The organism is Methanosphaera cuniculi (assembly GCF_003149675.1).
In the GTDB taxonomy this organism is placed as follows: domain Archaea; phylum Methanobacteriota; class Methanobacteria; order Methanobacteriales; family Methanobacteriaceae; genus Methanosphaera; species Methanosphaera cuniculi.
Map to the genome: position 1 here is coordinate 1 of NZ_LWMS01000001.1, position 16,303 is coordinate 16,303.

A 16,303-nucleotide genomic window follows, 5' to 3' on the forward strand; every position below is an offset into this window, starting at 1 on the left:
TGCTCCATTATGTGTATATTTCCATGATATTATTTTTGTGAAGAAGTATACTGCATCATCAAATGAAAGAGTATTGTTGTATATTGATATTTTTAGTGGATTACGTAGATTTATATTATAACATTTTGCTATTGAATTTGCTAAAGATAGATAATCTTTTTTACTTATTTTCATATTATGACAATTTGTTCCTGTTGTACTCATCACATATTTTGTTGTATTAATTGATTGTGATGTTGTACTATCAAGACTTTTACATAGTAAATGAAGATAATCATTTATCGTAACGTTTTTATTATCTATTTTAACAACTGCTGGAATATAGTGATTTTCTTTAATAAAATTATTTGTATTATTTGCACAGACTAATATTCCATTATAAGAATAAGTTATATTAGAATTAGAAGATGGTGCTTTTAATGACGAACTATCATTATTATCAGATATTTCACCATCATATGATGTTTCATTATCAGATATTTCATTATCAGATATTTCATTATCAGATATTTCATTATCAGATATTTCATTATCAGATATTTCATTATCAGATATTTCATTATCAGATATTTCATTATCATATGTTTTTTCATGATTATTATCTGTTTGATAATCTATTTTGTTGAAATTTGGAAAATCATTACTATTTTGTAAATCTGGATTAGAATTAGTATTAGTTATACTTTTTTCATTTGTAGATGTATGATTATTATCCAAATTTGTTGCAGAAATAGTTGAAATAGATAGTAGTATCATAAATATGATGATAATAAATTTATATTTATTCAACGTTTCTTTTCACTCCTTTATTGGTTTTCTTTTTTTTAATTGATTGTTTTTACATTATTTAAATGTAATAATTAATCGTAATAACTAATAGTATGTATTTAATGTTATATACTACTATTCTTAAAAATTAAATTAAAATCAGAATTACTTTAATAATTTGACTTTATAAAAATGATTTTCTATAATGAGTATATTATGAAAAAACTTCTTTTTTTATATACAAAGAAAATAAAACTAAGAAATTACTAATATAATACTAGATTTTAGAATAAAAAAAGAAATATTATAGATAATTAGTTTAAAACTTTTTTTTAGTATAAAAAAAATAATATATTATCAAATTTTTTTTTGCATGGAAAAAAAATGTTAAGATGAAAAAAATTATTTTAAACTTTTATAACTTAAAAATTTAATTTTAATGGAGGATATGAACCTAATGGTATATGAAAGACATCTTAAAGAGTTTCTAGATGCATCAAATATTACAGTTGGTGACATAATACGTCTAGAAAAAGAGGACATATCATACACTGGTATGCTACTTGAAAAACCAGACTACTCAAATGAAAATACCATTATCATAAAGATGGATAGTGGATATAATGTTGGAGTAGATATTAATGGTGCAAAAGTTGAAAAAATAGAAGAACATAACAAGCCACACATTGAATTAGACCCAGTTGACAGACAACTGTCAGATGAAAAAGATAATGTAACAATTCTATCAACTGGTGGTACTGTTGCAAGTGTAATTGATTATAAAACAGGAGCAGTACACCCTGCATTTACAGCAGATGACTTATTACGTGCAACACCAGAACTTGTTGATTATGCAAATATAAATGCAAAAGCAATATTTAACATATTATCAGAAAATATGACACCACAACTTTGGATGCAAACAGCAGAAGAAGTATATAATGAGATAAATGATGGTGCAGATGGAGTGGTAATAGCACATGGAACCGATACAATGCACTACACAGCATCAGCATTAAGTTTCATGCTTGATACACCTGTACCTGTTGTAATTACTGGTGCTCAGAGAAGTTCTGATAGACCATCATCAGATGCATTTATGAATCTTACATCATCAATAGTAGCATCAAAATCAGATATAGCTGAAGTATTAATATGTATGCATTCAACAGAAGATGATACTTATTGTAGTTTAAATCGTGGAAACCGTGCACGTAAAATGCATACATCACGTCGTGACACATTTAAAAGTATCAATATGGATCCAATAGCATATGTAGAAAATAATGATGTAAAAATCAATGATCCACAAGTTAAATATAATAAACGTGGAGAACTTCCATTAATGCTAAATAATAATCTTGCTGATAAAGTAGCATTAGTTAAAATGTATCCTGGAGTAACTGATGAGCTTATAAATATGTATGTTGATAAAGGATATGATGGAATAGTACTTGAAGGAACAGGACTTGGACATTGTCCTGATAATATGTTTAATGCAATAACACGTGCAAAAGATGAAAACATACCAGTTGTAATAACAAGTCAGTGTCTATATGGAAGAACTAATCTTAATGTATATAGTAGTGGACGTCGCTTACTTCAAGAAAATGTAATACCAGTAGGTGATATGATTCCAGAAACAGCATATACCAAACTATTATGGGCAGCAGGACAATCAGATAACATAGATGAAATAAGAAGTATAATGCAAACAAACCTAAAAGGTGAAATGGATAAAACACTATCCCAACAATACTTCATAAAACAATAAGATGGGGGAAAATATAGAATGGCTGAAGATAAATTTGATTATGAAAAACTAGGCTTAAAAATGGGACTAGAAATACACCAACAACTAGATAGTCAAACCAAACTATTTTGCAGATGCCCAAATAGCTTAACAGATAAAGATCCTGAAATAACACTATATCGTCGATTAAGACCTACACAAAGTGAACTTGGTGAAATAGACAGAGCAGCTTATGAAGAATCCCAGAGAAATCTACAATTTTTATACCAGGCATACACACATCATACATGTTTAGTTGAAGCAGATGAAGAACCACCACATCCACTAAATATGGAAGCTGTAGATATATCAATAATACTTGCATCACTTATGAATATGAAAGTTGTTGACGAATTTCATACAATGAGAAAACAAGTAATAGATGGAAGTAACACAAGTGGATTTCAAAGAACAGGAATACTTGCAACAGATGGATATGTAGAAACAGAGTATGGAAATGTAACAATAGAAACACTAGGACTTGAAGAAGATGCAGCACGTCGTATAGGTGAAGAAGATGGAATGGTAGTATTTAGATTAGATCGTCTTGGAATACCATTAGCTGAAATTACAACATCACCTGATATGCACAATCCTCTACAAGTACAACAAGTAGCATATCAACTTGGACAAATTCTAAGAAGTACTAAAGTAAAAAGAGGACTTGGAACAATAAGACAAGATCTTAACATATCAATTAAAGAAGGAGCAAGAGTTGAAATAAAAGGAGTACAAGATCTTGATTTAATGCCTACAATGGTAGAAAATGAAGTAGAACGTCAACTAAATTTAATTGATATAAGTCGTATTCTTCAAGATCGTGATGCATCTGTTGAAACAACAATACATGACATAACAGACCTACTAAAAGATACAGAATCTAAAGTAATTCAATCAATTATACAATCACCAACAAATGAAGTAAAACCAACAGCAGTACTAGCAATAAAACTCAGAGGATTTAAAGGACTAATAGGACGAGAAATTCAACCAGGAAAACGTCTTGGTACAGAATTTTCAGAACATGGAAAGAAAATGGGAGTAAATGGATTATTCCACACAGATGAACTACCAGCATATGGTGTAACACAACAAGAAGTAGATACAATAAATGAAAAACTTGACATTACTGGAAATGATGCATTCATACTTGTAGCTGGAGAAGAACAAAAAGCATACAATGCACTACAAGAAGTAATAAAACGAGCACAACAAGCAATAATAGGTGTACCTGAACAAACACGTAAAGCACTAGATAATGGAAATACAGAATATCTAAGACCACTACCAACAGCAAGTCGTATGTATGTAGAAACTGATATACCAACAGTAATAATTGACAAACAACACGTAGTTGAAATTGCAGCAAATCTACCAGAACTTCCATACATAAAACAAGAAAGAATACAAAAACAATACAATCTAAGTGAAGATCTAGCATCACAACTTGTACATAGAAACCAAGCAGATTTATTTGAAGAAATTAAAGAACAACTACCTAATATGGATAGTGTAAAAATAGCATCAGACATAGTATACACAATAAAAGATTTAAAACGTGATAACTATGATACATCTAAACTTACAACTAGTCTACTTGTTGAAATCTTTAAACTAGTAGAAGATGACATAATACCAGCAGCTGAAACTGAAGTTGTAATAAAAGATGCATGTAATGATATTACACCAATGGAATCTGTAAAACGTAATAATCTCAAAAAACTTGATGAAAACGTTATCAAAGAAGCAATTGATGAAATAATTAATGAAAATATAGAAATGATTCAACAAAGAAAAATGGGTGCAATGAGTCCTCTCATGGGAAAAGCTATGGCAAAATTCCAGGGAAAAGCAGATGGACAAATGGTAAGTAATCTAATTAAAGATGCAATTATGAAAAATATGAACTAAAATAAAAAAAACTTTTATCCATCCCCATATTTTTTTTTATTTACTATTTTTTTTTGTTAATTTAGAGTAATCTCCCTCTCTTTTTTTTGGTTAAATTTGATTAATTATATTTATATATTAGTTACATATGTTAGAATATTAAAATCAAATAAGAATATAAAATAGAATTTAAATAAAGGTAATAGGAGTTAGATTAGAATGTATGATATAATTATTATTGGTGCAGGTCCTGCTGGTCTTACAGCTGCTATTTATGCTGGACGTGCTGGTCTTAATGCATTAGTTATTGATAAAGCTCAAAGTGGTGGAACTGTTAATGTAGCACCTCTTATTGAAAATTATCCTGGTGTTGATAAGATTACTGGTATTGAACTTATGAAACTTATCACAGAACAAGCAAGACAATATGCAGAAATTAAGGAACATACTATGGTTCTTGATATTCATGATAATGGTGATTCAACTTTTAGTGTTGATACAGGTGAAGAAGTACTTAAAAGTAAATTTGTAATTCTTGCTACAGGTACTGAGTATCGTAAACTTGAAATTGATGATTCAGATGAAGATTCTGATAATTATATTGGACGTGGTCTTTCATATTGTGCTGTTTGTGATGGTACTTTCTTTATTGGACGGGAAGTTATCATTGTTGGTGGTGGAAATTCTGCTGCAACAGAAGCATTATATCTTAACCGTGTAGGTGTTAAATGTAGTATTGTTCACAGACGTGATTCACTCAGGTGTGATGGAAAACTTAAAGAAGATATTAAAGAAGCTGGTATTAAGGTATACTGGAATTGTGAAGTTAAACGTATTAATGGTGAAAACTCTATAGAATCAGTTACTCTTTATAATAATAAAACACATGAAGAAACTACTATAGATGTTAATGGTATCTTTGTTGCTATTGGATATGTTCCACATAATGAACTTGCAAAACAATGTGGTGTAAAATGTAATGAACAAGGATATGTAATTGTTGATGAGCATATGAAAACCAATATTGATGGAATCTTTGCTGTAGGTGATATTACAGGTGGAATAAAACAAATTATTGTATCAGAAGCTCAAGGTGCTATTGCTGTTAGTACAATTGATAAAGATATAATTACATAAAAAAACATAAAATAATAAAAAACTTATACTCATCTTTTTTTTAGTATTATATTAAAAAGAGGGGGTATGTTGTTAATAAATAAATAACTTTTCATAGGAGGTTTATTTTTTTGATGAATAATAATAGAATGGATAGCAGATATTTAAATGAAAATCAGATAAGACAAGAACTTAACAAAGATAGAGTAGAAGCCAAACTTGTAGTACTTGAAGCTGTAGGTTATCCTATTGAAAGTACTTTTATTGAATCACCAGATATTAAAGTTACAAACAAAGAGTTATTTGAAATATATGCAAAAGAACAGTGGAATGGCTATCGTATACATAAACATCAGTACATATTTGATCAGAAAATATTACCTGATTTTGCATTTCGTATAGTTGAGGTTCGTCCTGATAATTCTATTATTACAAATAACACATCATTTCTTGTACTTCCAACTGAAAATAAATTAAAAACTGCATCTGTTAATCGTAAATATAAAATTGATGATATTGTAGGTCAAAAGAAAGCTAAAAGTAAAACACGTATTATTACAAGATACTTAAAAGATCCTCAGAAGTTTAAAGGATGGGCTCCTAAGAATATTCTATTTTATGGACTTCCTGGTACTGGTAAAACTATGCTTGCTCAAGCTTTAGCTAATGAACTTGATGTTCCTATTATGATGATTAAAGCTACTCTTTTAATTGGTGATCATGTTGGTGATGGTGCAAATCAGATTCATGAACTTTATAAACAAGCACGAAAGACGAAACCTTGTGTAATTTTCATAGATGAGATAGATGCAATTGCTCTTGAACGTAAGTATCAGTCACTTCGTGGTGATGTTACAGAGATTGTTAATGCTCTTTTAACTGAGATGGGTGGTATTGAGGATAATGAGAGTGTTATAACAATTTGTGCTACTAATAATCCTGAGATGCTTGATTATGCAGTTCGTAGTAGATTTGAAGAAGAGATTGAATTTACTCTTCCTGATGTTGATGAGCGTCGTGAAATATTCTTAAATTATATGAAAACACTTCCTCTTGATTGTAGGTTTGATCTTGAGAATGTGGTTTTAAAGACTAATAAGTTATCAGGTCGGGATATTAAAGAGAAGATTCTTAAAACTGCTCTTCACCGGGCTATTAGTGAGGATAAGGACTTTATTAGTGATGATGATATTAATTATGCTCTTATTGAATGTCATAAAGAGGTTAAAATTACATCAGATACCATGTTTACATAAAATATATGAGTAATTTTAAATTTTTTCTTTTTTTCTTTTTTTTATATCTTTTTTTTGTTAAGTAAGTTACAAGTTATTTTTTTTCAAGATTTTTATAATTTTTATTTAAGTTTGTTTTAATTCTTTTTAGGTTTGCCTTAACTTTAAGAAAAGTATATATAGTAGATAGTATAAATTATTATTTAGCGGAAATACTATTCCTACTTAATACGGAAGTATGTTTCTGATAAACTAGTTGATTGAAAAAAATCAAGTGGAAAACATTTATAATTTCCAAAAAAAGGGAGAAATTATAACAAATCTACAAAATATAGTTAAATAAAAAAAACAATTTGAAATATAAAAAACAAAAGGGAGAAATTAAACAATGTCTTATGTTGAAGAAGTAATTGATAAAATTACAAAAGAAAACCCAGGTGAAGCTGAATTTCACCAAACATTAAATGAAGTATACAGATCAATAGAAGTAGCAGTAGAAGCAAATGAAAAACAATACAGAGAAGATGCACTACTTGAAAGATTAGCAAACCCAGAAAGACAAATCAAATTTAGAGTTCCATGGGTAGATGACAACGGACAAGTACAAGTAAACACAGGATACCGTGTAGAATTTAACAGTGCAATTGGACCTTACAAAGGCGGACTTCGTTTCCACCCATCAGTAAATATAGGAATCATAAAATTCTTAGGATTCGAACAAATCTTCAAAAACTCACTTACAGGACTACCAATCGGTGGAGGAAAAGGAGGATCAAACTTTGATCCTAAAGGAAAATCAGACCGTGAAGTAATGGCATTCTGTCAAAGTTTCATGAACGAACTATACAGACACATCGGACAATTCAAAGATGTACCTGCAGGAGATATCGGAGTAGGTGGCCGTGAAATCGGATACTTATTCGGACAATACAAAAGATTAACCAAACTCTATGAAGGAGTATTAACAGGTAAAGGATTATCCTTCGGTGGATCACTCGCAAGAACAGAAGCAACCGGATACGGATTACTATACTTCGCACAAGAAATGCTCAAAGCAAACGGAGAATCATTCGAAGGTAAAAGAGTAACAGTATCAGGATCAGGTAACGTAGCAATCTATGCAATTGAAAAAGCAACACAACTTGGAGCACTACCTGTAACAGCATCAGACTCAACCGGATGGGTATACGATCCAAATGGAATTGACGTAGCATTACTTAAAGAAATCAAAGAAGTAAAAAGAGGAAGAATGAGCGACTATGCAGCAGTACGTGAATCTGCAGAATACCACGAAGGTCGTGGAGTATGGGAAATTGAAGCAGATGTAGCATTACCATGTGCAACACAAAACGAACTTAACTTAGATGATGCAAAAACACTCGTTAAAAACAACACCTTAGCAGTTGCAGAAGGAGCAAACATGCCAACAACACTCGATGCAACAAAATACCTCCAAGAAAAAGGAGTACTCTTCGGTCCTGCAAAAGCAGCAAACGCTGGTGGAGTAGCAGTATCAGCACTTGAAATGAGCCAAAACTCAGAAAGACTACAATGGACATTTGAAGAAGTAGATACAAGACTACAAAACATCATGAAAAACATCTTCGAACAAATCGAAACTACATGTAAAAAATACGAAGCAGGTACAGACTACGTACTTGGTGCTAACGTAGCAGGATTTGAAAAAGTAGCAGATGCAATGCAAGCACAAGGAATAGTATAAGACTATCAATATAAGACAAAAAAAATAAAGAACGAACCAAAAAGCTCAGACATATAATATGAAAAAAAAGGTGGAAAGTTTATTCTTTCCAAACTTCTTTTTTCTTAAATAATCATCACTTAACCACCAACAATTTTTTGATAAAAACTTTTTTTTCTATAAAATTTAATAATTAAATATTTCATATAAAAATAACATAAAATACTATTATACAATAACATATAGGGATATAGATTATATATGAGTAAACAAGGATCAAAAGAAGAAAGAGAACTTGTAAATAAACTATGGGATGCAGGATTTGCAGCAATGCGAGCACCAGCAAGTGGAGGAGCAACTAAAAGACCACTACCTGATGTACTAGCAGGAAATGGAAACTTATATCTTGCAATAGAAGTTAAATCCTCAAGATTAGAACATATCTATATAGATAATGAAAAAATAGAAAATCTAATAAAATTTTCAGAAATATTTAATGCAAAACCATACATAGGAGCAAAATTCATAAGAAAACCATGGAGATTCATAAAACTAGAAGATTTACATATTACTCGAAATAAGAACTACAGAGTAAATCTTGACTTAGCATTTTCAAAAGGATTAGACTTTGATGAAGTAATAGAAGTAAGTACACAAACAAAACTACTATAAAAAAAAGTAGGAGTAAAAAAAACTCCTTTATATAAAAATAAGATTTTTTAACCATCCATCTTAAAAAGATAAGAATATTATCTTTTATACTATTTTTTTTGATTTAAAATTTAACAATACTTCCTGATGCATCACGACGATATTTTCCAAATTCAGTTAGATGTGAAAGTTGTTGTTTATTAAACACAGGTCCTTCTACACATACACGTTCTCCTGTTTCATCCATACAGCATTGTCCACATATTCCAATTCCACATTTCATGTATCGATCAAGAGCAAACTGACAATCTATATCATATTTTAATGCTAGTTCATAGAGTTTATATGTCATTATTTCAGGACCACAACCTATAATAATATCATATTCATCATCTTCTTTTAGTAATTCCTCAGCAAGTTGTGTACTAAATCCTTTAAATCCACATGATCCATCATCTGTACAGATATATACTTCCTCATTTTTATCTTTAAATCTTTGTGTAAATACAAGTTCATCCTCACAACTTGCAGCTGATATTAAATTTACATTATCATAAAAGTCAGATAGTGATGCTATTGATGCTGTTCCTGATCCTCCACCTACAGCTAGTATTTTATTGTATCCTTTAAGATCATATCCATTTCCATATGGACCACGTATTGCTATTTGATCTCCTACATCTATATTTTCATATAGATTATCTGTAAATGGTCCTGCTTTTCTTACTGTTATTCCCATCTGATTTTTTTGTTTATCAATTACTGATATTGTCATTGGTTTTTCATTTTTAAAGTCCCATACCATAACAAATTGTCCTGGTTTTATATCATCTGTTATTTTCCATGGAAATATGAATGTTTTAACAGTTGGTGTTTCGGTAATTGTTTCGGTAATTGTAACTACTTCTGGTACTTCATCATCATATACATTACTTAACATAGCTAATTCACATCTCCTCTTTTATATTCTGTGTGATAATCCGATTATATCTTTTATACTATCATATTCATTTTCAACTAAGAAGTTTTTAAGATCATCAGTTATTGTTTTAAATATACCAGGTCCATCATACATTATTGAAGTTCCAATTTGAAGAAGACTTGCTCCTGCATATAGGAATTCTAATGCATCTTTATATGTTTTTATTCCTCCAACTCCCATTATTGGAATATCTACTTTTTCATATGTCTGATATACACATTTTAGAGCTATTGGCTTAATCATTGGACCTGCTATTCCACCAAATTTATTATTAAGTATAGGTCTTCCTGTTTTATAGTCAATTCTAAGTCCTGGTCCTACACTGTTAATAAGTGTTAATCCATCAGCTTTAGCTTTTTGTGATGCAACTGCAATTTCTGTTATATCAGTTACATTTGGTGTTAATTTTACAATTATTGGAACATTATCTATTTCATCTTTAACGCTTTTAACAATTTCATATGTTAAATCTGGATCTTCTCCAATATTTGATCCATAACCACACTTAGCATGAGGACATGAAACATTAAGTTCAAATGCATCAACATAATCTTGTGTCTTTTTTGCAACATCAATAAATACATCTGCTGTATTACCATATATTGAAGCAACAACAGGTGTTTTACTTCGTATTGGTGTAAGTTCTTTTAGTTCTTCTCGTTTTGCTTCAACTCCAGGACTAGCAAGTCCCACAGAATTTATTACACCACCTTCAATTTTAACAATTGTAGGATTTTCATATCCATCATTTGCTTCTATTGAAAATGATTTAGTTACAATTCCACCAGCACCATTTTTTACAACCATTCTCATTGAACTTGCGGTTGTTCCAAGAATACCTGCAGCAAGAAATAGTGGATTTTCAACTTTCATTCCCATAACTTCATTTTCTAACATAACATTTAATACTCCTTTTTATAAAAAAAATTTTTTTAATCCTAAAAATGAATTTTTTTTTTACTATAAAATTATTTCTATTTTTAATAATACAAAAATATTTAGAAAAAAAGTACTAGAACATCTAAATTAACACATCTAATAAAATAAAAAATATGACAAATAAAAAAAGAAGTTACATTTAATTCATATTAAATTATCAAAGATATAATAAAAATAATATAACATATACTAAAAATTTACTAAAAAATAATTCTATCTTATGTATGTATTATATAAAAAAATATAAAAAAAATATTTCTATTAAAAAGTAAGATAATTTTATAAAAAAAGAGAAGATGATAAAAAAAATAAAAATTAGAATAGATTAAAAATAAATAATTCTATTCTTGTTGATGTAGTAATTCCACTGCTTTTTGTGCTGATTTTTCCATTGATGTTTCAAATGGTATGTTGTTTTCTTTTAGAATTCTTTGTCCTTCTTCTTCATTTGTACCAGTTAATCTGATTACAATTGGTATATCTGTATCTGTTTCTTTCATTATTTTTACAACAGCATTTGCTACATCATCAGCTCTGGTTATTCCACCTAGTACATTTAGGAATATTACTTTTACATTTGGATTTTTAAGTACAAGACTTATTGCTTCTCTAATTATTTCTTCTGATGCTCCTCCTCCAACATCTAAGAATGTTGCAGGTTCTTCACCATAATACTTAATAAGATCCATTGCAGTTAGTGTTAATCCTGCACCATTTCCAATTACTGCTATGTCTCCATCTAGTTTTACGTATGCAAATTTATCATCTTTAAATTCATCAAATTCCTTGATTTTTGTATGTCTAAATCTTGCATCATCATCTATAGCCATCTTAGCATCAGCTGCTATGAATGTTCCATCATCTCTTTTTATGAGTGGATTGATTTCTGCTACTGTTGCATCGTATTCATTAAATGTATGGTATAATTTCCAGATCATATCTCCTACTTTTGCTATTTCACTTGTATCTACACCCATTTGTAATGCAATATTACGTGCTTCATATGGCATGAATGTTTTTATAGGATCTATGTATTGTTTTACTATTTTTTCTGGTGTTTCTTTAGCTACTTGTTCTATGTCCATTCCACCAGCCATACTTGCCATGATTAAAGGTTTTCGAGCATCACGATCTAGAATTACAGATAGATAGTATTCATCTGCTTTATCTTCAATTTTTTCTTCAATTAAAACTTTGGATACTTTTTCGCCTTTTATTTTTAGTTGTAGTAGTTCTGCTGTTCTTTCTTCTGCTTCTGCAGGTGTGTCTGCAAATAGGATTCCTCCTGATTTTCCACGTCCACCTGTTAGTACTTGTGATTTTACTGCTACTGGTTTTCCTATAATTTCTGTTTTTTCATAAGCTTCTTCTGGTGTGTTTGCAAGTAAGCTTTCTGGTACTCTTATTCCCATCTTTCTAAAGATGTTCTTTGCTACATATTCATGTATATTCATATTCTTTACACCGAATTTCGTAAATTTTTTATTATTATTATTATATATTTCTTTTATTCTTTTAGATTATTATAATTAGTATATATGTTTTTCATCTATCCTATATTTTTTTATTTATTGGATTGTTACTAGTTTACTTTTTCAAGAATATTCATTCCTTCTTCGAATGCTTTTAGGTTTAATTCTTCAGTACCTTTTGGTACACTATCAAGTATTGCTTGTTTTGCAGCATCTACTGTTATTGCATCTGTTGCTTTTACGAATGATCCTAGCATTATTATGTTTGCTACTATTTTTTTTCCAATTTTCTGATCTGCTGTTTGTGTTGCTCGTGATTTGTAGTATTTAAGATGTTTTTCTTCGATTATATCTTGTATGTCTTCTTCTTGTACCATGTCAGGATCTACAATAAGTATTGCTCCTTCTTTGATGTCTGTTATGTATTTTAACATTGCTTCATGTGACATTACTACAAATATTTCTGGATGTTCTATTTTTGGATAGTCTATTTTTTCATCACTTATTACAACTTCTGTTCTTGATGCTCCTCCACGTGCTTCAGGTCCATATGATTGAGTTTGTACAGCGTAGATGTGATCATATAATGATGCTGCTTTTGCTATTATAATTCCTTCCATTAGGATTCCTTGTCCACCAAATCCTGCTACTCGTATATCTTTTCTCATCTTAAATCACCTATTTTTGGTATGCTTTGTTTATGTTATCATCAGGGTTAACATCAAATCTTTCTCGCATTACATCTTCCATAGCTTCGACGAATTCTTTTCTTGGTTTATTTACATATACTCCTGTTATGATTTTACCTTCTAGTGCTTCATCTGACATTTCTTCTGCTTGTTGTATTGTTACTGTGTTTTCTTTAAGCCAGTGTAGCATTTCAACTGGTGTTCGGATCTTATTTTTTCGTCCATAGTATGTTGGGCATTGTGCTACTATTTCTATGAATGAAAATCCTTTGTTTTCAAGTCCATCTTTTATTGCATTTGATATTTGTACAGGTTGGTTTGTTGTGTATTTTGCAACATATGTTGCTCCTGCTGCTTTTGCTACTTCTGCTATGTTAAATGGTCTGTCTGTTACTCCATAAGGTGCTGTTGTTCCAAAACTTCCTGTTGGACTTGTTGGACTTGCTTGTCCTCCTGTCATACCATAAATATCATTGTTTATACATACAACTGTTAAGTCTATGTTACGTCGTGCAGCATGTATTAGGTGATTTCCTCCAATTGATGTTGCATCTCCATCTCCTGTTACAACAACAATATCTTGGTGTGGATTTGCTACTTTTAGTCCTGTTGCAAATGCTAATGCACGTCCGTGTGTTGTGTGAAGTGAGTCACATTTTACATATCCTGGTATTCTTGATGAACATCCTATTCCTGAAACCATACTTATATTATCAAAGTCTTTATTTGATAATTCTATTCCATTAAATATTGTATTTAATGCTATTCCATGTCCACATCCTGGACAGAAGATGTGTGGAAGTCTTTCTTCACGTAGGTATTTCATAAACCGGGATGGGTGTTTTGTTGGTTTCATATTTATTCATCCTCCATTATTTTTTCAAGTATTTCAGATGGGGTGTGCAATCCTCCACCTATTTTTGGTAGTAGTTCTACTTTTGCATTTTTACCAAGTACACGGTCTACTTCTAGTACTACTTCTCCAAGGTTTAACTCTGGTACTATGATTTTCTTAGCATTACCTACGAGTTTTTCTATAGTTTCAATAGGGAAAGGCCATACTACGTTAAGTTTAATATATCCTACTTTAAGTCCTTTTTCTCGTGCTTGTTTTGCTGCTGTTATTGCTGATCTTGCTGGTATTCCATATGCTATTATAACAATTTCAGCATCATCTAGGAAATCATATTCAATATCTGCAATTTCATTACGATTTTCTAGTACTTTATCACATATTCTAGTTACAAGTTCTGTGTGTACTAGTGGATCATCTGTACTTGGGTATCCACGAATATCATGTGTAAGTCCTGTTACATGTATGTCATATCCTTGCATAAATGATGGCATTGGTGTTGTTCCATTTTCTGGTGCATCATATGGGAGATATGTTCCTTCGGTTTTTTGTGGCATTTGTCGTGGTACTATTTCTATTTCATCAGGTATTATGATTTTTTCTCTCATATGTCCTACAATTTCATCTGCCATTATAAATACAGGACATCTGTATATTTCAGCTAGATTAAATGCTTTTATTGTAAAATCAAAACATTCTTGTACTGATGATGGTGTAAGTGTTATTGTTTCATAATCACCATGTGATCCCCAACGTGCTTGCATCATATCTCCTTGTGATGTGTGTGTTGGTTGTCCTGTGGATGGTCCTCCTCTTTGCATGTCAATAATTACAATAGGTGTTTCTGTCATTGCTGCGTAGCCTATGTTTTCTTGCATGAGTGAAAATCCAGGTCCTGAGGTTGCTGTTACTACTTTTTGTCCTCCCCATGCTGCACCTACTATTGCTCCTGCTGCTGATATTTCATCTTCCATTTGTACAAAGTGTCCGCCTACTTTTGGAAGTTCTATTGACATTATTTCTGCAATTTCTGTTGATGGGGTTATTGGGTATCCTGCGAAGAATCTGCATCCTGCTGCTAGTGCTCCTAGTGCACATGCTTCGTTTCCTTGTATGAATTTTTCTTCTGGCATAATTAATCATCCTCTATTGTTATTACTTGGTCTGGACACATTAGTGTGCATAGTCTGCATTTTATGCATTTTTCAGTATCATATAGAGGAATACATACTCCTCTGAGGTTGTATTTGTCTGATTTTGAATATACATGCATAGGACATATGTCAATACAGATATAGCATCCTTTACATAGTTCGTCATCTAAGTATATCATGTTTATTACCTTTTCTTATATTTTTTTTGTAATTTTTTAAATTTGAAAGTTTTAACATTTTATTTTAAAAAGATTTCTTTTAGCTTTTCTGAGTTTTTTTGTATAATTATTTTTTTTTCATAGTAAATGATTGTATAGTGGTGTATTTTTTTTTCATGTAGTAAAAAAAATACGATTTTTAAAAAAATGTTCTTTTTTTTTGTATGATTTCTTTTTATATACTACAATTTTTTATTTATTCTAAAAAACTTTCATATTATGATTGTTATATTTGTAAGTTATATTATTTAAAATACATTTAAAATTAGTTTTACTAAATAAGAAGTATTAAAAAATTATTAGAAAATAAAATAAATGATATCCAACAAACTCTTAATTTAAAAACTAGGAATATTAAAGAAAAAAGAGTGGGGGATGAAGTTAAAAAAAATAGTTTTTATGAATTATCTATAATAGATTTTTAGTTAAATTGTTGTTGTTTGTTATTCTTTTACAAACATTAATGGATAATCAAGATCTTCAATATATTTAATACATGTTATAATACTTGTATCATTTATCTTGGTTGTAATTTCAACATTAAACATGTCTCCTGTAACAGATGTGTATGAAGATCTTTTAGTAGCATCAGCTATTAGTTTTTCATCCAAATTAACACATACATCTACAACAGCAGGTTGAAGTTTGATACTGCTTTTAATAGCATCTTCAAGGGATTTTTTTGTATCCATATTAACAGGTGTTCCTACAAACTGGTGATATAAAGCTCCCATACTTACAGCTCCTTCAAATATTGCACGTTCACGATCATTAAGATTTGTAAAATAATCATCCATAGACATAATTTTAATTCCACCTTTCAATTTTTTTTTAATATATTA

At 30.2% G+C, this 16,303-nt stretch carries 15 protein-coding genes; 6 read left to right on the forward strand and 9 right to left on the reverse strand.

Features of this window, described 5'->3' with window-relative positions:
• Positions 1-789: hypothetical protein (locus tag MSCUN_RS00005; RefSeq protein WP_211305538.1), on the reverse strand; the 789-nt coding region annotated here is incomplete at its 3' end.
• Positions 790-1,225: 436 nt separating this feature from the next.
• Here MSCUN_RS00005 and gatD point away from each other — a divergent pair.
• The 6 genes from gatD (at position 1,226) to hjc (ending at position 9,175) form a co-directional block, all read left to right on the forward strand.
• Positions 1,226-2,542 carry a Glu-tRNA(Gln) amidotransferase subunit GatD gene (gene gatD, locus MSCUN_RS00010; RefSeq protein ID WP_095608772.1) on the forward strand — a complete coding sequence of 439 codons (1,317 nt, stop codon included), beginning with the start codon at positions 1,226-1,228 and terminating at the stop codon, positions 2,540-2,542.
• Between the two features lie 18 nt (positions 2,543-2,560).
• Positions 2,561-4,471, forward strand: coding sequence for a Glu-tRNA(Gln) amidotransferase subunit GatE (gatE, locus tag MSCUN_RS00015; protein ID WP_095608773.1), 1,911 nt, complete (start codon positions 2,561-2,563; stop codon positions 4,469-4,471).
• A gap of 198 nt (positions 4,472-4,669) precedes the next feature.
• Positions 4,670-5,587, forward strand: a complete 918-nt coding sequence (locus MSCUN_RS00020) for an NAD(P)/FAD-dependent oxidoreductase (protein WP_095608774.1) — start codon at positions 4,670-4,672, stop codon at positions 5,585-5,587.
• A gap of 110 nt (positions 5,588-5,697) precedes the next feature.
• Positions 5,698-6,822 carry an AAA family ATPase gene (locus MSCUN_RS00025; protein ID WP_394338957.1) on the forward strand — a complete coding sequence of 375 codons (1,125 nt, stop codon included), beginning with the start codon at positions 5,698-5,700 and terminating at the stop codon, positions 6,820-6,822.
• 367 nt (positions 6,823-7,189) lie between these two features.
• On the forward strand, positions 7,190-8,524 hold the full coding sequence (gene gdhA, locus MSCUN_RS00030; RefSeq protein WP_095608776.1) for an NADP-specific glutamate dehydrogenase: 1,335 nt from the start codon (positions 7,190-7,192) through the stop codon (positions 8,522-8,524).
• A gap of 240 nt (positions 8,525-8,764) precedes the next feature.
• Positions 8,765-9,175, forward strand: coding sequence for a Holliday junction resolvase Hjc (hjc, locus tag MSCUN_RS00035; protein WP_095608777.1), 411 nt, complete (start codon positions 8,765-8,767; stop codon positions 9,173-9,175).
• A 103-nt stretch (positions 9,176-9,278) separates the two neighbouring features.
• Here the strand turns inward: hjc and MSCUN_RS00040 are convergent, their stop codons facing one another.
• From MSCUN_RS00040 to MSCUN_RS00075, 8 genes are all read right to left on the reverse strand, one after another.
• Positions 9,279-10,094 (reverse strand): dihydroorotate dehydrogenase electron transfer subunit, encoded by an 816-nt coding sequence (locus tag MSCUN_RS00040; protein WP_095608778.1) that lies wholly within the window; start codon positions 10,092-10,094, stop codon positions 9,279-9,281.
• 21 nt (positions 10,095-10,115) lie between these two features.
• The gene (locus MSCUN_RS00045) at positions 10,116-11,033 is read right to left on the reverse strand and encodes a dihydroorotate dehydrogenase (RefSeq protein ID WP_095608779.1); all 918 of its coding nucleotides are present in this window, start codon (positions 11,031-11,033) and stop codon (positions 10,116-10,118) included.
• A 383-nt stretch (positions 11,034-11,416) separates the two neighbouring features.
• Positions 11,417-12,529: an ADP-forming succinate--CoA ligase subunit beta gene (gene sucC / locus MSCUN_RS00050; protein WP_095608780.1), complete on the reverse strand. Its 1,113-nt coding sequence runs from the start codon at positions 12,527-12,529 to the stop codon at positions 11,417-11,419.
• 128 nt (positions 12,530-12,657) lie between these two features.
• The gene (locus MSCUN_RS00055) at positions 12,658-13,215 is read right to left on the reverse strand and encodes a 2-oxoacid:ferredoxin oxidoreductase subunit gamma (RefSeq protein ID WP_095608781.1); all 558 of its coding nucleotides are present in this window, start codon (positions 13,213-13,215) and stop codon (positions 12,658-12,660) included.
• 10 nt (positions 13,216-13,225) lie between these two features.
• Complete coding sequence (locus tag MSCUN_RS00060) at positions 13,226-14,092, reverse strand: 2-oxoacid:ferredoxin oxidoreductase subunit beta (RefSeq protein WP_095608782.1); 867 nt, start codon at positions 14,090-14,092, stop codon at positions 13,226-13,228.
• Between the two features lie 2 nt (positions 14,093-14,094).
• Positions 14,095-15,222: a 2-oxoacid:acceptor oxidoreductase subunit alpha gene (locus MSCUN_RS00065; protein ID WP_180738350.1), complete on the reverse strand. Its 1,128-nt coding sequence runs from the start codon at positions 15,220-15,222 to the stop codon at positions 14,095-14,097.
• Positions 15,223-15,224: 2 nt separating this feature from the next.
• Positions 15,225-15,422, reverse strand: a complete 198-nt coding sequence (locus tag MSCUN_RS00070; RefSeq protein ID WP_095608784.1) for a 4Fe-4S dicluster domain-containing protein — start codon at positions 15,420-15,422, stop codon at positions 15,225-15,227.
• Between the two features lie 482 nt (positions 15,423-15,904).
• Positions 15,905-16,264: a dihydroneopterin aldolase family protein gene (locus tag MSCUN_RS00075; protein WP_095608785.1), complete on the reverse strand. Its 360-nt coding sequence runs from the start codon at positions 16,262-16,264 to the stop codon at positions 15,905-15,907.
• Positions 16,265-16,303: the final 39 nt, after the last annotated feature.